Raw genomic sequence first — 18,396 nt, 5'->3', positions numbered from 1 at the left:
CAAACTCCTGGGAACACGGGATGGCAGCCCTTCCGTAATCAACGCCGGTCAACTTTTCAACCGGAAAGCATCAAAACGCGTCGATTTGGCGACCAGATGGCCAAAACGATGCCCAGCGTTAACGCCCCAATAACCGTGGAACCTGCGACAAGATAGTACAGCCAATCGAGCTGGGGCGCCTGCTGCTGCAGCATCCATCCGCCGACCAATACGATAGCAACCCTCAACAGGCTGGCAAGCAGCGGAGCCGTCGTCCATCCCCAACAGGCGGAAAACAGTATCACAAATGCGGCCAAGAACCCGTAAACCATGCCCGTCGCGTAAAAATAGCCGGATGCCGCAAGGACAACTTCTTCGACGTGTGTAAAAAGACCTGCGATCGATCTTCCCGAAAGCGCAACGCCGAGCCCGATCGCGGCAAAAATAGCCGCCGCCAGCAAACAGGAAACAAGCGTCACACGACGTGCACGTGCCTCCAGGCCAGCGCCAACACAGGTCCCAACCATTGTCGTCGTGCCTACGCCCAGAGCGAGTACCAAGGAAGAAATAAGAAACTCGACGCGAGCAGCCAAGCCATAACTGGCCAGCGCTTCAATACCGAAGTGAGCGACATAAGCCGTTATTGCGATCAGGGCGACGTTGGAAACCAGTATCTGCAACGACGAGAGCAACGCTACTTTCGGAATACGCGAAAAGAGTTGCCACCGCGGCGGAAGTCCGAAGAGTGAGATGGAGTAAGAAAGAGCCTGATTGAGAGAATCACCTCTTGCTCCCAGCAAGCCATATATCTGGGGTCCGAAAAAAATCAGTGCCGCAGCCGAGATCGCGCCGAAAATCAAGGAAAGCAGGATTGCATGCGCGGCAAGCGCTTGCGCTTCCGAAACATTACGAGCGCCCAGAGCCCGAGCCACTGCCGATGAGATCGCACCACACCAAGATTTGCACAAGACTGGCGTCGCAAAACTGCGTAGCACGAGCGGAATAGATCTTTCGAGCGAGCGCTGGACGTCCGCATTCAGCGTACTATCTTGGTCGCGGCGGCCGTCGTTACGCCTGCTATTGATTGCGAGACGGGCTGCCGGCTGCTGACGCCTGTGGCGCCATCCGCCGGCGGCTATTCCTTGGCGATTCCCGTTTCCCTGATCACGCGCTCATACTTCGCGAGCTGATCGCGCGTCATGGCGCGCAGCTCCTCCGCCGAGCTGCCGCGCACGGCGAAACCCAGCTCTTCAAGCTTGCGGCGCACATCGCCATCGCCGACTGCCTTCAGCACCTCGGCGTTCAGGCGGACAATGATATCCTTCGGGGTATTGGCTGGCGCGAGAATCGTGAACCATGAGTTGAAGAAGAAGCCGGGCAGACCGGATTCCGAGACGGTCGGCACATCAGGAAATTGCGACAATCTCTTCTCGGTGGTCACCCCGATCAGCCTGAGTTGTCCGCCGCGCACGAGCGTTGCGACCGTGCCCAGGCCCTGGAAGCCGACGGGAATTTGGCCGGCGGCAATGTCGGTTGCGGCCTGGGTGGCGCCCTTGTAGGGCACATGCGTCAGCGATATGCCGGCAGCCGACGCGAACATCGCCATCGCCAGATGCTGCGGGCTTCCCGGTCCGCCCGAGCCATAATCGACCTTGCCGGGCGCCGCCTTCGCGGCAGCAATCAGATCCGCTGCGCTCCTGAAGCTGGCCTGATTGTTGGCAACCAGCCCCCACTCCACCGTCGCAACCAGCGACACCGGCTCGAAATCCCTGAGGATGTCCCACCGCATCTTGGAATGCAGGTTCGGCACCATCGTCATGATGCTGTCGTTGAACCCGCCAATCGTGTAGCCGTCCGGTTCGGCGCGGGCGACGGCCTCGGCCCCCATCAGCCCCGACGCGCCCGGCTGGTTCAGGATCACAATCTGCTGGCCCATATTGTCGGCCATCTTCTGGGTGACGATCCGCGCGGCGACATCGACCGCACTTGCCGCGGCAAGTGGCACGATCATCTTGATCGGCCGGTCGGGATAACTCCCCTGGGCTATCGCTTGGTGGCTTGAGAACAGCGCGAGCGCCGGAATCAGCAAATGGACCAGACGCATACATTTCCCCCCGATCGGGCTGGCTTTGCGCATCGCAGCCGCCTCTCTTGAGGAAAGATTGCGCTCGAACTCTCCGCTTTGCAATCGGTCCGGAAAATGGGCTGCCCCCCGGGGCAGCGAATGCCGGGTGCGCGCGGTGACTAAAGCAGCTTGCCATCCGGACCAAAAAACGGATGCGGCCCGTCGAAGGTACCTATGGGGACTTGATGGGTCACGACCGTGCCGCACCCCTCGCCTGGAAACCAGCTATGGAGGTGGAAGGCGGGCGGCTCGACCTTGAAGGAGGGTTGGCGCAGTTCGGCCAGATCGAGATCGACCGCATGATTCGGGGCCGGGCAGATCGTGGTCGGTACGCCCGCAAACATGGTCAGCGTCGCGCGATGGATATGCCCCGTTGCGATCAGCTGCACGCGGGGATGACGGCGCACGACGGGTGCGAGATCGCCCGCGTTGAGGAGATTCTGGCGGTCCATGTGCCAAATGCCCGTCTTGAACGGCGGATGGTGCAAAAACAGCAGCGCCGGCCGGTCGGGTGACGAAGCCAGACTAGCATCAAGCCATTGCAGCGTCGGCTCTTCGAGTTCGCCATGCGGCTTTCGATGCACGCTTGAATCCAGCAACAACAGATCGAGCCCGGCGACCTCGATCTTCTGATTGAGCGGCCCGGACACGAAGGCATACGAAGCGGAAGGAAACGCGGCCCGCATCAACTCGCGCGAATCGTGATTGCCGGGAATACCGGCAAACGGGAGCTTGAGCGGCGCCAGCAGCCGCTTGAGATATTGATACTCCTCAGCCGTCGGCGTGTCGGCGAGATCGCCGGAGATGACCACAAAATCGGGCGCCGGATCGAATTCATTCAGCGCCGCGACGCAACGCTCGAGCGCCTTGGCGGTATCGACCCTGCCGTAGGCAAGCGATCCCGGCGGCTTGATATGGAGATCGGAAATCTGGGCAATATGAACCGGCTTTGGCGACATCGGGCTTCTCAATTCTCAGGCGGCAACAGGCGGACGGCGTCCGGCGAAATCGACAGTCCGATCCGTTCGCCAGCCTTGGCTTGAACCGTATTCGGCGCGTCGACGCTGAGCAATCTATTGGATGCACCGCTGATGACCAGCCGTTGCCTATCACCAATGAAGCTCACGCTGTCGATAGTGCCCGAAAGCGACGCACTTCCGGCTGACGTCACGCGAATGGTTTCGGGGCGGATCATTGCAACCGCCGCCGGCATGTCCACGTCGCAGTGAATCGGCTGCCGTCCGCCCGGTAACATGAGATGGCCGCCCTCGATGGTCGCTTCGACGATGTTCGCAGCACCAATGAATTCGGCGACAAAGCGACTTCGCGGCGTGAAGTAGATCTCGCGCGGCGTGCCGATCTGGGCAATCGCTCCCTTCTGCATGACGACGACACGGTCGCCAAGCTCCATGGCCTCGGACTGATCGTGGGTCACGTAAATCGCGGTGATGCCCAACGCACGAAGCAGGCGGTTCAGTTCGCCGCGCAGCCGGTCGCGCAGCGCGGCGTCGAGCGCCGTCAGCGGCTCGTCGAGCAACAGGATGCCCGGTCGGATCGCTACCGCGCGCGCGAGCGCGACGCGTTGACGCTGACCGCCGGAAAGCTGGTCGATGCGGCGGTTCTCAAGCCCGGAAATATTGGTCAGCGCCACCAGTTCGGCGACGCGTGCCGCCCGCTCCTTGGCCGGTATCCCGCGGATCTTCAGGCCGTAGCCGATATTGTCCGATACAGTCATGTTGGGGAAAAGCGCGTAGGACTGGAACACCATGCCGACGTTACGCCGCTCGATCGGCACCGCCGTCATGTCCTTGCCGTCAAACAGCACCCTGCCGCCGGCATCGGGTACTTCGAGCCCCGCGATGATGCGCAGCATGGTGGTTTTGCCGCAGCCGGAGGGGCCGAGCAGCACCAGCGTTTCACCACGGGCGATGTCAAGCGTTGCAGGTTCGAGCGCGAGCGTTCCGTCGGCAAACGTCTTGCCGCAGGCCTCAATATGCACTGAGGCGCCATGTCCGGCCTGCGCACTCATCTTTTCTGTTCCTTCTCGGCAAACAATTGCATGGCAACCAGCAGCGGAATGATCATCACGAAGAAGATCAGCGTATAGGCCGAGGCCACTTCCAGCCGCATCGAGGCATAGCTGTCGGCAAGGCCAATCGGCAGCGTCTTGGTCAACGGCGTATGGAGCATCCAGGTGAGGTTGAACTCACCGAGCGACAACGTCACCACCATCAGGCTGCCCGCCAATATCCCCGGCACCGCGTTGGGCACGATCACGTCGCGGAAACGCCGCCACGGCGATGCGCCGAGCGACGCTGCGCCTTCGTCCAGCGTCTTGATGTCGACGGTCGCGAACACGGCCATGACCGATCGCACCATGAAGGGCATGGTGAAGATGACATGGCCCACGAGAATGAACAGCCAGGAGCGGCGAAAATCGCCGAATCCCCCGTAGGTCAAGAGCAGTGCCAGCGCGATGGCCAGGCCAGGGATCGCCAACGGCAGGGTGATGATCTCCTCGACGATCCGCGACAGGCGCCCTCCCCGCACATGCAAGGCATAGGCGGCTGGAACGCCCACGGCGAGCGTTACTGCAAGCGTCGCAAATGCGACTACGAATGACAGCAGGATGGTGCCGGCATAGAGCTCCCATACCTGCACGACCCACTGCAGGGTCACGCCCGATTGGATGCCACGGAAATAATTCACGGTCACGCCAGCGGAAATCGACAGGATCGCGGGCACCACCAGGAATGCGGCGACCAACAGTGTGAAAATGAGTTGGCCGGTGAAGATCAGGCGATCGCGCATGGCCTCATCCAGCCGCCGCAACGGCGCTTCCGCTGAAGGAGCGGGCAAGCGCAAGAATGAGCCAGGTGATGATGCCGAGCCCGACCGACAGCGCGGCGGAGATGGAGAAATTCGCAGCCAGCGTGAATTCGGTGTAGATCAGCATCGGAAGCACATCGATGTTCGTCGCCAGCGTAAACGCCGTTCCGAACGCTCCCATCGCGGTCGCGAAAGCAATCGCGCCGGAGGCAACGAAGGCCGGCGCCAGCGCCGGCAGCACGACATCGCGCTGTACCGCCCACGGGCCCGCGCCGAGCGAACGCGCGGCTTCTTCCAGGCCAACATCGAGCTTCTGTACCGCAGCCATAATGGTGAGAATGACGCGCGGGATGGAGAAATAGAGATATCCGAGAAACAGGCCGTAGATCGAATAGGCAAAGACCAGCTTCTCGCCGAACAGGCGGTTGGAGAAATCGCCAATCAGGCCCTGTCGCCCGGCGAGGAGAATGATCATGAACCCGACCACCACGCCGGGAAACGCCAGCGGAAAGGTCAGCATCGCAATTAGAACGGCGCGACCGGGGAAACGATGCCGCTGCAGGAACATTCCAGCGATCGTCGCCACGATCAGGGTCACAATGGTGGTCGCGACGGCAAGTAGGACGGTGTTGACAAGCGTCGCACGGTAACGCTGCTCGGTCAGGATCGCGAGATATCCCGCGAGCCCCTGCGGGCCTTCCGCGCCGGTCACGACAAGCCGTGCCATTGGCAGCAGGAAAAATGCCGCCGTCACTACCGCAAGCGGCAGCAGGCATAACCATACAAAAGACCTATGTGACATCAGAAGATAGCGCCCCGGCGAGAGGCGCCATATTGCCTCAGCGGACCTCGGCGAGATAGCGGTCGACAAAGCCTTTTTGCACGTTTTCCATCTGACCCCAGTCGACGTTCTTCGCGCGCGCATAATCGCTGTCAGGCAGGAACTTCTTCTTTACCGCCTCAGGCAGCTCGATCGGCCGCGCCGGTCGGAGATAGGCGTTGGTCCAGATCGCCTGTCCCTTGTCGGACAAAAGATAGTCCAGCACCTTCTTGGCCTTGTCCTTGTCGGGCGCGTTCTTGACGAGGCCGACGACGTAGGGAAACACCACCGATCCCTCGCAGGGGATTACGAACTCAAAATTGCCCTTTTCTGAATACTTCGCGCGATAGGCATTGAAATCATAGTCGAACAGGATCGGCATCTCGCCGGAAACAACGCGGGCGTAGGAAGTCTGCTTGGGAACGATCGGATCGTTCTTCCGCAGGTCCTTGAAGAAATTGATCGCGGGATCGAAATTCGCCTCGGAGCCGCCGAGCGCCAGATTGATCGCGACCGCGCCGACATATCCGACCGCAGCCGACGACGGATCGAGATAACCGACCATGCCCTTGTAGTCGGGCTTCAGGAGATCCTTCCAGCAGGCCGGCACCGGCTTGCCGCCGAGCGCGTCCTTGTTCACGAACAGGCCAAGCGTGCCGGAATGAATCGTGGTCCAATAGCCGTCGGCATCTTTCAGGCCGGCGGGAACCTGGTCCCATTTCGCCGGCTTGTAAGGTTCGAGCGCATCCTGCGCTTTGGCTTTCATACCGAAGGTCACGCCGAAATAACCGATATCGCCCACAGGATTGCTTTTCTCGGCGAGTATCTGAGCCAGCGCCTGGCCGGAATTCTTGTTGTCGTGCGGGATATCGTAGTTGAGATCGGCCTTGATCGCCTTGAGCATCGAAGCCCAGTCCGCCCATTCCGGCGGGCAATTATAGCAGATGACGTCGGCCGCTTTGGCGGACTGCCAGGGCGCAATCAGCGACAGCGCGAGCAAGGCAAGTACAAAACGGACGGTCTTCATGGGTCACTCCGGTTCAGGGCGGCAATTGACGATCTCATCACCAACCGGTGTGCAAGTATAGGCCGCGCATGAAGGTTTTGCGACAGGCATTTTGCTATGCAGCAAATGTCTCGGCAAACGCCACCCGTATTCAGCAATTTTGTCGGCCGGCGATTTCCGGTAGCATCCGGGGCGAGAGGATACGCCCATGTACCAACCCTCAGGCGTGAAGACATCGCCCGCACTTCCCATTCCCGACCGGATGAAGGCCTGGGTGCTGGGCGACCCGGAGCAGCTGTTGCTGCTTGAAAAGCCAGTGCCCGTTCCCGCACGCGCGGAAGTCCTGATCCGGATCGATGCCGTTGCAATCTGCGCCACCGATCTGGAAATCATTCGCTCGGGATCACCGGCCAGCATTGAAGGCGGCCTGCCCTTCAACAAGAACTTCACACCGGGCCACGAGTACATGGGCACGGTCGCCGCGCTCGGGCCCGACGTGGACGAATTCGAGATCGGCGAGCGGATCAGCGTGGAGATCCATGCCGGCTGCGGCCAGTGCAAGCGCTGCCGCCAGGGCATGTATACGTCATGTCTGAACTACGGGAAACCGGAGAAGGGCCATCGCGCGAACGGCTTCACGACGGACGGCGGCTTTGCCGAATACGCGATCAATCATATCAACACGCTGGCGCGGGTGCCCGACACGATGAGCGACGCCGAGGCGACGCTGGTCGTCACCGCGGGGACCTCGATGTATGGATTGACGGAGTTGGGAGGGTTGGTAGCCGGCGAGAGCGTTGTGGTGATCGGCCCCGGGCCGATCGGGCTACTCGCGGTGGCCGTTGCCAAGGCGCTCGGCGCCAGCCCGGTCATCCTGACCGGGACACGCAACAGACGGCTGGCGATCGGCCGGGAGCTCGGCGCCGACCGCGTCGTCAATATCAACGACGAGGATGCGGTTGAGGTGGTCAGGCAACTCACCGGCGGTATCGGCACGGACTATGTGGTCGAGTGCGCCGGCACCGAAGCAACAATCAATCAGGCCATTCACATGACCAATCGCGGCGGGAAAATCTGTCTCGCCGCATTTCCTCACGATCCAGTCACGATGGATCTCGCGCATCTCGTGAAGAACAATATCTATACTTTCGGAATTCGCGGCGAAGGCCGCAGTGCTACTCGGCGCGCCATGGCGCTGATGGCGGAGAAACGCTTCGACGCCACCAAAATCCATACCCACACATTTCCGCTGGCCGATCTGCCGACAGCGCTGCGCTATGCCCGCGAGCGCGTCGACGATGCGATCAAGGTGGTTGTGACCAACCGGCAGGCGGGCGCGATCGCGAGTGCGGCAGCCGAATAGCCGAACGGTAATCAACGCCCTTCGAACTTCGGCTCCCGCTTCTCCATGAACGCCCTGATGCCTTCGTGCATGTCCTGCGTCTTGAACAGCGGCAGGAGCTTATGATCGGCTACGTCATAGAGGACTTCGTTGGACTCGGTTTGGATGGCGCGCTGGGCTTGGTCCATATGGCTTCTCGTTCTGTCTGATCGATCCTGTTGCGTCGTATTATATTCGTCCCAAGGCAGTCAGAATAACCTGAGGCGTCAGCGGAATTTCCGTGATGATTGTCCCAAGCGGCCGGAGCGCGTCGTTGACCGCGTTGGTTACGGCCGCCGCCGCACCTGCCGTGCCGGCCTCGCCGGCGCCCTTCGCCCCCAGTTCCGTTTCCAAGGTTGGTGAGACCACATGCCCGACATCGATGTCCGGCATTTCGCCGGACATCGGAACCAGATAGTCGGCCATATTGGCGTTGGTGAGTTGGCCGCGTTCGTCATACACGCATTTCTCGAACAGCGCGGCACCAAGGCCCTGTACCACGCCTCCCCTGATCTGCTCATCGACCAATTGTGGATTGATGATGGTGCCGCAATCCTCGACCACCCAATGCTTCAGCAGTTTTACAAAGCCGGTATCGGTATCGACCTCTAGCCAGGAGGCCTGAACGCCATTGGTGAAGGCGAAGGGGTATTCGCGCGGGACAAAGTGCCTGGTAGCCATAAACTCGGCCTGAATGCCGGGCGGCAGCGTATCGGGACGAAAATAGACAATGCGCGCGAGCTCGCTCAAATCGATCCGCGGCGTACCATCAATGGCATTCACGACACCGTTGTTGACAATGTCGAGCTCCCCTGGCGTCGATTGCAGGACGGCGGCCGCTACGTCGAGGATGTTCTTGCGCAGCACCTTGGTGGCTTGAAGCGCGGCCTCTCCGCCGATACCAGCGCCGCGCGAGGCCCAGGTGCCTCCGCCATACGGCGTATTGTCAGTATCGCCCAGGATCACGCGGACCCGATCCATCGAGACGCCAAGCACGCTTCCGACAATCTGTGCGGTAAGCGATTCCGATCCCTGTCCCTGCTCTGTGATACTTGTCTGGCAGATCACTGATCCCTGCGCGTCGAGCCGCACCGCGACGCCATCCTGCGAGGATATCTTCGCACCGCCGACGCCATAAAACGCCGCACTGGGATTGGTAACCTCGATGAAGCTGGCGATACCTATGCCACGATGGATATTTTTCGCCCGCAGAGCGGCCTGCTCGGCGCGCAACGCGTCGTAGTCCATCATTTTGACGAGCTTGGCGAGCGCTGCATGGTGCGACAATTGCTCGAAGCGCAAACCTGACGGCGAAGCACAGGGGTAAGCGTCATCGGCAATCAGATTGCGACGGCGGATCTCGATCGGGTCCATGCCGATCTTCATGGCCGCCAGATCGACCAGACCCTCCGTCACCGAACAGGCGATCGGATGGCCGACGGCGCGGTACTGGCACATCACGTTCTTGTTCTGGAACACGACGCGGGCCCGCGCGCGATAATTCCTCGTCACATAGGGACCACCGACGAGATTGACGACTTGATTGGCCTCGATCGCGCTGGTGCGCGGGTACATCGAATAGGGCCCGATCCCTGTAAGATCGTCGATCTCGAATGCCGTGATAGTGCCATCGCGCTTGACGCCAATCTTTCCCTTGCAGCGATGGTCGCGGGCATGAATGTCGGTGTTGAAGCTCTCGACCCGGTCGGCGACGAATTTGACCGGACGCCGCAGCAGCTTCGACAGCGCATAAGTCGCCATCTCGTCGGCATAGATATGGACCTTGATGCCGAAGGAGCCGCCGACGTCCTTGCAGACCACGCGGACCTGCGATTCCTTCAAACCGAGATGGAGCGCCGCGATGTTTTGCACCATATGCGGCGCCTGCGTGCCTTGATAGATGGTCAGCCTTGCTTCCGCGGCGTTCCAGTCCGCTACCACCGCGCGCGGTTCGAGTGTCACGCCTGTGTGCCGTCCGAAAACGAACTCTGCCTCCACCACCTCGTCGGATTCGGCAAAGGCTTGATCGACGGCTCCCGCATCGTGATTGCGCTCAAAAGCTAGGTTGTCGCCGAGCGAGGCATGGATCAAGGCTGTAGTTGGATCAAGTGCGGTGCGCATGTCTGTTACGGCATCGAGTTCCTCATAGTCGACCAAGACGAGCTCCGCGGCGTCCTCGGCCTGAGCGCGACTGCTTGCCACCACAGCCGCGACCGCTTCGCCCTGCCAGCACACGCGGTCAACCGCGATAGCGCTTTGCGGAGCGGATTTGAGGCCCTTCAAATGCGAGAGTACGCCGACCCACGGCGTGATGACGGTCGAGAGTTCACTGCCTGAGACGACGGCGATAACTCCCGGCATCTGCTTGGCCACTGAAGTATCGATGCCATTGATCTTTGCGTGCGCATGCGGCGAGCGCAGGAACACGACATGCGCCATTCGCGGCAGCTCCATGTCGCTGACATAGAGCCCGCGCCCCTGCATCAGCCGGTCGAGGTTCGGCCGCGGCACTGTCTTGCCGATATAGGAGTTCGGACGGTCCAGCGCAGAAAGCGTTTCAGATTTTTCCTGTGCTGATGTCATGGCAAGCGTCCGGCGCGCGCCCGCGCTGTGATCTCGATGGCGTCGACGATGGCTTGGTAGCCGGTACAACGGCAATAGTTGCCGGAAAGATGTTCGCGAATCTGTTCTCGACCCGGACACGGTGATTGTTTCAGCAGATCCTGCGCCGCCATCAGCATTCCCGGCGTACAGAAGCCGCATTGCAGTGCGTTACGTTCTCGGAATGCAGATTGCAAATCGGCAATTTCGCCGCTGTCGGAGACCCCCTCGATCGTCTCAACCGTGGCATTGTGTGTCTGTACTGCAAGCAGCAAACAGGAACGGACAATATCGCCATTGAGGCGGACCGTGCATGCACCGCACACCCCGTGTTCGCAACCGACATGCGTGCCGGTCAGCTCAAGATGCTCGCGAAGAAAATCCGCCAAGTTTAGACGCGGCAGTACATTCGCTTCAACGTGCTCACCATTGACAACAAGCGAAATTGCAACCGCCGTCGTCACGCTGATACTCCCGCGTAGAGATCAGGGCGATCAAGCAGCGAGGATACGCAACGCGCCAACAGGACCTTCGCCAGATGCCGGCGCATAGCGGGTGTCGCCTGTTGATCCTCCAGGGGATCCAGTTCGTCATTCAATGCGGAGGACGCCTCGGCCAATACTGCAGACGTGATGACAACATCAACGAGCTTGCCGGCAGACTTGGCCAGCAGCGGGCGATCGCCGACGGCGAAGAAGCCAAGGCGAAGGTTGGCGAACCGCCCATCCCTGACGAAAGCTTGTGCTGCGAGACCGACGATCGCGTAGTCGCCATGTCGACGGGCGAACTCATGAAAGAAATGCGTTGAATTTTTTGGACTCACCGGCAGTTCAACGGCGACCAACAACTCCTCCGGCTTGAGCGCGGTTTCGTAGATCCCGACGAAAAACTCGCTTGCCGCAATCCGCCGCTCGCCGTTTGGCCCGCGAGCAATGATGGTAGCGCCAAGCGCCAGCATGCAGGCCGGCAGCTCGGAAGCTGGGTCTGCGTGCGCAAGGCTTCCCCCGATGGTGCCACGGGTGCGGATAGCAGGGTGAGCGACATGGGCGACTGCATCCGCCAGCAATGGAGCATGGGTTGCTATTTCCGGAGATTTCAAGAGATCGGCGTGGCGTGTCAACGCACCGATGGTGAGGACGCCTTCCCTCACCACAACTCCACGTAACTCGGCCAACTCGCCGATATCGATAATGAATTCGGGCGCGACCAGGCGCAGGTTCATCGCCGGCAGCAGGCTCTGGCCGCCCGACAACACCTTGGCCCTTTCGCCGTGCGCGGTCAGCAATTCCAGCGCATTTGTGACGCTGGTTGCGCGGGCGTAAGCGAAAGCCGAGGCTTTCATTTTTGACGTGACCTCCCCGGCCAACACTGTCGGCATTTTTGCGGGATTAGACGGCTGGGACCGCCAAAGGTCAAGTTTGTTGTCGGGTGATTATTTCGACTTTGAGCTTGTTTTCATGCGACGAACGACGCACGTTCTGTGCCAACCAAAAAGCCTGCCTTTGGGGAAGAGCAGACCATGAAGCTTGGGTTCTTTACGATGCCGATCCATCCCGTCGACAAGGATTGGCGGCTTTCGCTCAAGGAGGATCGCGAGGCTTTCCTGCTGGCCGATGAACTCGGCTTCACCGAAGCCTATGTCGGCGAGCACGTCACCGACAGAGCCGAGAACATTACGTCCTGCGTAGCTTTCATCGCGTGGCTCGCGGCGGCGACCAGGCAGATCAAGCTTGGCACCGGCACCATCAACATGCCGAACGCTCATCCGGCGGCGATTGCAGCCTCGATCGCGATGCTCGATCATATGCTCGACGGACGTCTGATCTTCGGTATCAGCCCCGGCGGCCTGCTGTCGGACGCCGAAGTATTCGGCAACCTCGAGGCGGACAGGAATGCCATGTTCCTGGAGGCGATCAATCAGGTGCTTCAGATCTGGGCGAGCGAGCCGCCCTATAATCTTCAGGGCAAATTCTGGAACATATCGGTTCAGAAGACCCTGATCGAAGACATCGGCCAGGGCTTCATTCCGCGCCCACTGCAACGGCCGCACCCGCCGATCGTGGTCACGGCGGTGGCGCCGTTCTCAAAAGGCGTGACGGAAGCCGCCGCACGCGGCTGGGAGCCGATCTCGGCAAACTTCCTGATGCCGGCCTGGGTGAAAAGCCACTGGCCGAAATACGTCGAGGGATGCGAACGCGCCGGCCGTCCTGCGGATACAGCAAATTGGCGCGTTGCCAAGAGCGTGTTCGTCGCCAAGGACGCAGCAACGGCAAAGGCCTACGCCACCGATCCGAATGGACCCTATGTTTATTACTATCGCTCACTGTTCACCAAGCTTAAGCGCGGTGGTCGTATCGAATTGTTCAAGACGCACCGCGATCAGCCCGATGACGAGGTGACGCTGGAGTCGATCTGCGACAAGCTGATCATTCATGGCACGCCGGAGAGCGTAGCGGATCAACTGCTGGCTTTTCAGGAAGAAACCGGGCCTTTCGGCACACTGCTCTATGCCGGCAAGGATTGGAAGGATCGCGAACTCGGACGCCAGTCGATGATCCTGATGGCGGAAAAGGTCATACCCCGGGTCAATGCCGCCGTATCCAGCGGCTCCAGGGCCGCCGAATAGTCTATCCACACCTGGAAAGCTTACCGTGCCGCTGAGCGATCGCATCCCCTATCAAGCACAAGTCGACCGACCGAAGCTGACGCTTCCCGGCGGCAAGAAACTCGCGGTATGGGTCATCCTCAATGTCGAGGAATGGCGGATCGAGAACGCCATGCCACGCACAGTGCTGAGCCCGCCGATGGGTCAGCCGCTGTTGCCCGACGTGCCGAACTGGTCCTGGCATGAATACGGCATGCGCGCCGGCTTCTGGCGTCAATTCAAGGCACTGACCGACCGCAAAATGCCGGTGACCCTGGCAATCAATGCCAATGTCTGCAATTCCTATCCGCGTGTCGCGTCAGCGGCGCTCGAAGCGGGATTTGAATTCATGGGGCACGGTTTCGTGCAGGGGCCGATGCACAAGGTTGAGGACCAGGCGGATGCCATCAAGCGCTCGGTCGAGACAATTTCGAAATTTGCAGGAAGGCCGCCACGGTCATGGGAAAGCCCCGGCCTCACGGAGACCGAGGAGACACTCGATCTGCTTCGCCTCAACGGCATCGAGTATGTCGCGGACTGGGTGATCGACGATCTGCCACAGGACATCGCCACGCCTCACGGCATCATAACCACAATCCCCTATTCGGTCGAAACCAACGATATCGTCATCCACGCGCTGCAGCATCTGCCTTCCGAGCAATTCCTGAAGCGCTGCACCGATCAGTTCGACCGGCTATATCTGGAAGGCGCATCGAACGCGCGGATCATGGCAATATCGATTCACCCCTACATCACGGGCGTGCCGCATCGCATCAGGTATCTGGAGGCGCTGCTCGACTATGTCCTCGGTCACGACGGTGTGGCACTGATGACAGCCAGTGAGATTGGCGACTGGTATCGCGCAGAGATGGCAAAGAATTGAATTGTAGTCTACGGCAGGGGCGCGGAAGGTCTGGCGGGATTCGGTGATCCGCTCACGAGGCCTTGTTGCCGTCCCCGGCAATAAACCGGCCGAAGCTGCCACGCGCAAACAGCAGGGGCTCCTGCCGATTATAGGTGTAGGCCTCGACCGCGCCCAGGAAGATGATGTGGTCGCCGCCGTAGTACCGATTGGCCGCGCGGCATTGGAAATTGGCGACGCTGTCGGTCAGCACCGGCGCGTTGCCAAGCCCCGGCGTCCAGCTCACGCCTGCGAACTTGTCGTCCGACGATTTTGCAAACTGAGACGCCAGCGCTTCCTGGGAAGCTCCGAGAACATTGACCGTGAAATGACTGGCATTCTGGAAGATCGTGAGTCCCTGAGAAAACATCCCCAAGCTCCACAATACCAGCGGCGGATTGAGCGACACCGAGGCAAAGGAATTGCAGGTCACGCCATACGGCCTTCCATCCGCCGCCATCGCCGTGACGATGGTGACGCCTGTGGCGAAGGTGCCAAGCGCGTTGCGAAAGTCCCGGGGATCGATCGCCGAGTTGTCGCTGGCAAATTCATTGGCCGGATCGGCTGGATGTTTGGGTGCGTCAGACATCCGCCGAGCCTCAGAGCGTCAGATTTTCGGACGGCAGGCCAAGCGCCACGCGTCCATAATTGGTTCCGGCCGCATCGAAATTGAATGCGAGGTGAGAATTCACCGCGTGAGCGTCGCGGAATTGCCGCTGCAGCGCGCCTGACGTGAACAGGCTACGCGCACCGCTTGCCGCGAACAACAACGAGACCGCCTCGGTGCAAAGCTTCACCGCGAACGCACCATCCCGCCGCAGTCTCGTCTTTGCCACGAGGTCGGGAACGTAGCCCCGCCTTGCGTCGGCCATCGCATCGACGCAGCTCGTGCGCATGACGAGGCGGGCAGCGTCGATCTTGGCGGAGGCCTCTGCGATCTTGATTTGGGTCGTTTGCAGGTCGCTCAGTTTGGCACGATTGTAGGTCGAGGCCCGATGCCGCGCGAATTCGACGTAGTCGTTCAGGCAGGCTTGCGCATTACCCAAGCCAACACCCGACAACACGTAAGGGAAGAGAGAGAATACCGGCAGCGCGTACAGCACGTTTGGGTTGACCATGTTTCCCGGCGTCGGTCCGCCGGTCAGCTCGCTGACCGCGACGGTCATTTTCTCCGCAACAAAGGTATCCTCGACCCATACGTCATTCGAACCAGTACCGCACAGTCCCGTCGCATTCCAGGTGTCGTTGATCCTGTACTGGCTCCTGTTAAGCAAAAATAGGCGGTATTCGATGCCGTCGGCCTCATCGTCCGATGACACTACGCCGGCAAGCATGTTCCAGTCGCAAGACTCCACACCCGAGCAGAACGGCCAGTGACCACGAAGGACATATCCCCCATCCCCCTTTCTTGCGCGGCCGGCTGGAAAGATGAAGGACGACGCGATCAGCGCATCGGCATTCCTGCCCCAGACGGCGTCCTGCGCCTGCCGGTCAAACATACCCAGCATCCAGTGATGGCTGGCAAGATTGGCGAAATTCCATGCCACGGAAGCATCCGCCTGCCCCAGCGCGTCGGCGCAATCGACCAGAGCGACATAGTCGAGCTCGGCACCTCCAACGCGTTTTGGTTGCACGATTCGGAACAAACCAGCGTCATGCAAATCGCGCTCGGTCTCCGGCGGCAAGCGCCGAAGCTCTTCCGTCTTTGAAGCACGATCGCGCAATTCCGGAATCAAGGCCTTGGCACGCGCAACCATGGCGACATAGCTGTCCGTCCCCGGTCCAGCGGGCGAACCTGCGTCCGGCTTTCCACCGTCTCCAGCCATGTGTTTCCTCGCCTGCCCGTTGCTTTGCGCCGCCCGAGCTTTGCCAGTCTACCGGCTGACCGCCAATGATCAAGGCGCACGGGGGGCATGGCCACTCCGCCACAGGGCGCTGGTCCCCAAAACGCAAAAAAGCCCGGTGGCCACAAGGCCACCGGGCGAGGAGAGCAATTTGAGGTACGCAACGGACGAGCCGCTATTTTACGTCCTTGCGCCAATAAAGCGTATTCGGCCAGGCCCAAGGGTGCCTGGGGCTGAACAGGCGATAGCCGGCGCGAATGAAGTTGTTGGCTGAATGCATGTTATCTGTGGTGTCGGAGATGATCGAACACCACCCATTCAGACGCGCGCGCGCCTCCAAGGCTCGCATCAGGCGCAACTGAAGCCGATGCCCGCAATGCTTTCCCAGCACACCAACGCGGCAAAAATAGCCCGCATTGAAAACATGGGTGGACGGAATGATCCCGGCGAAGGCAACCGGCTCGGTTCCGCGAAACGCAAGCCACCAGTGCCCCTGATCAAATTTCGGAACGGGAGCAGCATCAAGGAATGTCAGCTGATGAAGCTCCGCGAGAGAGTCCGCAATGTCATCGTCATTCCCGTCGACCTCACGAATGCGATACATCCGACGCACCTGAATTCGAGCTCATCGTTAGCGTTCGTCACATCAGCAGGTCATTTGCCGAGCGTCACCTTGATGCCGAGCCACACGGCGCCAACGAAGCCGGTTACAATCACCGTGATGACTGCCTTGAATGTGTAGCTCTGTGCCTGCTCGACGCTTCGCCGCCAGCGTCGCAGATGCTGAAAATCCGCGCGCAGCTCTTTGCGATCCTCTTCGTCGATCCCGAACGAGGTCAGCGTCGTCGCAACGGCTTTGAGAACCACTGCATCGATATCGTCATGACGAATCCTCTGCTGTTCGGCTAGCGTCTCGACGACGATAGCCCTGACATCCGCAGCCTGCTGCCCGGTCATCGTTTGATAATCCGAGCCACGTTCTCGAACCCTCGCTTGGCGAAATAGACAATGACGCGCTCGATTCGATGAATGAGTTCGAGCGCTCCGTCGCCGCTGTTCTCCAGCGGTTGCGTCGCCTTACCCCAGCCGCGATCGAGAATGGCGTTGGCGGCTGACACGCGGGCGGCTGGCGTTGCGTCCTTGCATCGCATGATGCCGACGAGAACGCGGATTGCAGTCCGGGTATGGCTGCGTGCGAGAGAGCGAATTTCAACGAGAGTCTTGGCCACGCTAGGTTTCTCGCCTCTCCAGTTCAACAGGCTGGTTTGCGGCAGCATCGGCGTGAGCGACGGCGGGATCCTGCGCCGCAGAGCGGAAAGCAATTGTCGGGAAATCCGTCTGCGCGTCGATGCGTCCGGGCCGCGGGATGAATTGAATGATTTCGGCGCTCACGAGAACTCCTCCGATACAGCGATGACAACGAGGCCGACAAGCGCGAGCGATATCAGGTAGGCGGTCATCGGCATCTCTTCAAAAATAGAAATGTGCGGCATGATCGCGGTGCAGGCGCAGATCATTTGGGGCGCGAACCTTATCCCGTCGGGGGCCGCGTGCGGCGGTGACGATCCGCGCCGCAGGCCGACATGTTCGCGCATGCCGGCCAATTGTGTGATGAAAGGCTCGGACGACGGCACGCTCGCGACGCCCGGGGCGGGGGCGCTGGGAGTTGCGGCGTCGATGTGCGGCCGCGGTCCGATTCGAGAATTCAAACAAAAAGCCCGCGACGGATTTCTCCGTGCGGGCTTTTGCAATTTTCGCGATGATGGCGTTATGCCGGTGATTTGCCCGACATGTCAAACCGTTTTCGAGTGGTCAACAAATTCCGGAAAATTCGACGAAACGGTTTCGACAAATTGAAACCGCCTTGGCCGATTGTCTTGTGAAACGAAAAGCCCGCCACCGTTTCCGGCGCGGGCTTACGATATCGGCGATGATGCCAATGTGCCCCTGATTTGCCCGACGCGTCAAGTGGCCAAAGCAAACCAGATTCAGCGCAGCGACATCGAAATGAAATCGATGGGCCGTGGCCGGCGCAACCTGCGGCCCAACAGAGCGCAAGGAGGCTGTCGGATGTTTTTCGTTGCTGCTGTGCTCACGATTCTGTCGGGCTTGTTCTATGCGGCGAGCCGTGTCGCGATGTGCCAATATGGCAGCCCGTTCTGCGACAATCCGCTGCTCGTGCTGGTGGCTGCAGGGTTGGCTGCGTGCTGGGGCGCATTCGTCAGCGTGCGCTGACGCGTTCGTTCGGAAGCCGGCGAACTTGCGC

22 protein-coding genes are annotated in these 18,396 nt (G+C 60.4%); 5 read left to right on the top strand and 17 right to left on the bottom strand.

Going from position 1 to position 18,396, the window contains the following annotated elements:
* Positions 1–56: 56 nt before the first annotated feature.
* From IVB22_RS04300 to IVB22_RS04270, 7 genes are all read right to left on the bottom strand, one after another.
* Positions 57–974: an MATE family efflux transporter gene (locus tag IVB22_RS04300; RefSeq protein ID WP_308200354.1), complete on the bottom strand. Its 918-nt coding sequence runs from the start codon at positions 972–974 to the stop codon at positions 57–59.
* Between the two features lie 140 nt (positions 975–1,114).
* Positions 1,115–2,083: a tripartite tricarboxylate transporter substrate binding protein gene (locus tag IVB22_RS04295; protein WP_247516073.1), complete on the bottom strand. Its 969-nt coding sequence runs from the start codon at positions 2,081–2,083 to the stop codon at positions 1,115–1,117.
* Positions 2,084–2,223: 140 nt separating this feature from the next.
* Positions 2,224–3,063, bottom strand: coding sequence for a phosphodiesterase (locus IVB22_RS04290; RefSeq protein ID WP_247516072.1), 840 nt, complete (start codon positions 3,061–3,063; stop codon positions 2,224–2,226).
* A gap of 8 nt (positions 3,064–3,071) precedes the next feature.
* Positions 3,072–4,133, bottom strand: a complete 1,062-nt coding sequence (locus IVB22_RS04285; RefSeq protein ID WP_247516071.1) for an ABC transporter ATP-binding protein — start codon at positions 4,131–4,133, stop codon at positions 3,072–3,074.
* Positions 4,130–4,915, bottom strand: coding sequence for an ABC transporter permease (locus IVB22_RS04280; protein WP_247516070.1), 786 nt, complete (start codon positions 4,913–4,915; stop codon positions 4,130–4,132). Before IVB22_RS04280 ends, IVB22_RS04285 begins: the two co-directional genes overlap by 4 nt.
* A gap of 4 nt (positions 4,916–4,919) precedes the next feature.
* Positions 4,920–5,735 (bottom strand): ABC transporter permease, encoded by an 816-nt coding sequence (locus IVB22_RS04275; protein WP_247516069.1) that lies wholly within the window; start codon positions 5,733–5,735, stop codon positions 4,920–4,922.
* A 37-nt stretch (positions 5,736–5,772) separates the two neighbouring features.
* Positions 5,773–6,780, bottom strand: a complete 1,008-nt coding sequence (locus IVB22_RS04270) for an ABC transporter substrate-binding protein (RefSeq protein WP_247516068.1) — start codon at positions 6,778–6,780, stop codon at positions 5,773–5,775.
* Between the two features lie 187 nt (positions 6,781–6,967).
* On the opposite strand from IVB22_RS04270, the gene IVB22_RS04265 reads away from it, so the two are divergent.
* Complete coding sequence (locus tag IVB22_RS04265) at positions 6,968–8,122, top strand: zinc-binding dehydrogenase (RefSeq protein WP_247516067.1); 1,155 nt, start codon at positions 6,968–6,970, stop codon at positions 8,120–8,122.
* An 11-nt stretch (positions 8,123–8,133) separates the two neighbouring features.
* Here the strand turns inward: IVB22_RS04265 and IVB22_RS41855 are convergent, their stop codons facing one another.
* The 4 genes from IVB22_RS41855 to IVB22_RS04245 are packed head-to-tail and all read right to left on the bottom strand — an operon-like array spanning position 8,134 to position 12,083.
* On the bottom strand, positions 8,134–8,289 hold the full coding sequence (locus tag IVB22_RS41855; RefSeq protein ID WP_247516066.1) for a hypothetical protein: 156 nt from the start codon (positions 8,287–8,289) through the stop codon (positions 8,134–8,136).
* A 40-nt stretch (positions 8,290–8,329) separates the two neighbouring features.
* Positions 8,330–10,723, bottom strand: a complete 2,394-nt coding sequence (locus IVB22_RS04255; RefSeq protein ID WP_247516065.1) for a xanthine dehydrogenase family protein molybdopterin-binding subunit — start codon at positions 10,721–10,723, stop codon at positions 8,330–8,332.
* Positions 10,720–11,205: a (2Fe-2S)-binding protein gene (locus IVB22_RS04250; protein WP_247516064.1), complete on the bottom strand. Its 486-nt coding sequence runs from the start codon at positions 11,203–11,205 to the stop codon at positions 10,720–10,722. Before IVB22_RS04250 ends, IVB22_RS04255 begins: the two co-directional genes overlap by 4 nt.
* Complete coding sequence (locus IVB22_RS04245) at positions 11,202–12,083, bottom strand: xanthine dehydrogenase family protein subunit M (RefSeq protein WP_247516936.1); 882 nt, start codon at positions 12,081–12,083, stop codon at positions 11,202–11,204. Before IVB22_RS04245 ends, IVB22_RS04250 begins: the two co-directional genes overlap by 4 nt.
* Before the next feature lie 177 nt (positions 12,084–12,260).
* On the opposite strand from IVB22_RS04245, the gene IVB22_RS04240 reads away from it, so the two are divergent.
* Both IVB22_RS04240 and IVB22_RS04235 read left to right on the top strand, forming a co-directional pair.
* Complete coding sequence (locus tag IVB22_RS04240) at positions 12,261–13,367, top strand: LLM class flavin-dependent oxidoreductase (RefSeq protein WP_247516063.1); 1,107 nt, start codon at positions 12,261–12,263, stop codon at positions 13,365–13,367.
* A gap of 25 nt (positions 13,368–13,392) precedes the next feature.
* Positions 13,393–14,268, top strand: a complete 876-nt coding sequence (locus tag IVB22_RS04235; protein WP_247516062.1) for a polysaccharide deacetylase family protein — start codon at positions 13,393–13,395, stop codon at positions 14,266–14,268.
* 52 nt (positions 14,269–14,320) lie between these two features.
* Here the strand turns inward: IVB22_RS04235 and IVB22_RS04230 are convergent, their stop codons facing one another.
* From IVB22_RS04230 to IVB22_RS04205, 6 genes are all read right to left on the bottom strand, one after another.
* Positions 14,321–14,875, bottom strand: a complete 555-nt coding sequence (locus tag IVB22_RS04230) for a flavin reductase family protein (protein ID WP_247516061.1) — start codon at positions 14,873–14,875, stop codon at positions 14,321–14,323.
* Positions 14,876–14,885: 10 nt separating this feature from the next.
* Entirely contained in the window at positions 14,886–16,112 is a 1,227-nt protein-coding gene (locus IVB22_RS04225) for an acyl-CoA dehydrogenase family protein (protein ID WP_247516060.1), read from the bottom strand.
* Between the two features lie 193 nt (positions 16,113–16,305).
* Complete coding sequence (locus IVB22_RS04220) at positions 16,306–16,734, bottom strand: GNAT family N-acetyltransferase (protein WP_247516059.1); 429 nt, start codon at positions 16,732–16,734, stop codon at positions 16,306–16,308.
* 50 nt (positions 16,735–16,784) lie between these two features.
* A complete protein-coding gene (locus IVB22_RS04215) occupies positions 16,785–17,087 on the bottom strand; it encodes a hypothetical protein (RefSeq protein ID WP_247516058.1) in 303 nt (100 codons plus the stop codon).
* The gene (locus tag IVB22_RS04210; RefSeq protein WP_247516057.1) at positions 17,084–17,359 is read right to left on the bottom strand and encodes a hypothetical protein; all 276 of its coding nucleotides are present in this window, start codon (positions 17,357–17,359) and stop codon (positions 17,084–17,086) included. The genes IVB22_RS04215 and IVB22_RS04210 overlap by 4 nt, the downstream gene beginning before the upstream one ends.
* 1 nt (position 17,360) lies before the next feature.
* The gene (locus tag IVB22_RS04205) at positions 17,361–17,522 is read right to left on the bottom strand and encodes a hypothetical protein (protein ID WP_247516056.1); all 162 of its coding nucleotides are present in this window, start codon (positions 17,520–17,522) and stop codon (positions 17,361–17,363) included.
* Positions 17,523–17,621: 99 nt separating this feature from the next.
* Here IVB22_RS04205 and IVB22_RS04200 point away from each other — a divergent pair, with 99 nt between their 5' ends.
* Entirely contained in the window at positions 17,622–17,987 is a 366-nt protein-coding gene (locus IVB22_RS04200; protein ID WP_247516055.1) for a hypothetical protein, read from the top strand.
* 213 nt (positions 17,988–18,200) lie between these two features.
* Positions 18,201–18,365 (top strand): hypothetical protein, encoded by a 165-nt coding sequence (locus tag IVB22_RS04195; protein ID WP_247516054.1) that lies wholly within the window; start codon positions 18,201–18,203, stop codon positions 18,363–18,365.
* The last annotated feature ends 31 nt before the right edge of the window (positions 18,366–18,396 follow it).

The sequence above is a fragment of the Bradyrhizobium sp. 190 genome (assembly GCF_023073415.1).
Lineage (GTDB): Bacteria > Pseudomonadota > Alphaproteobacteria > Rhizobiales > Xanthobacteraceae > Bradyrhizobium.
The sequence above is the reverse complement of the archived record's forward strand: the minus strand, read 5'-3'. Positions and strand labels throughout refer to the sequence as shown.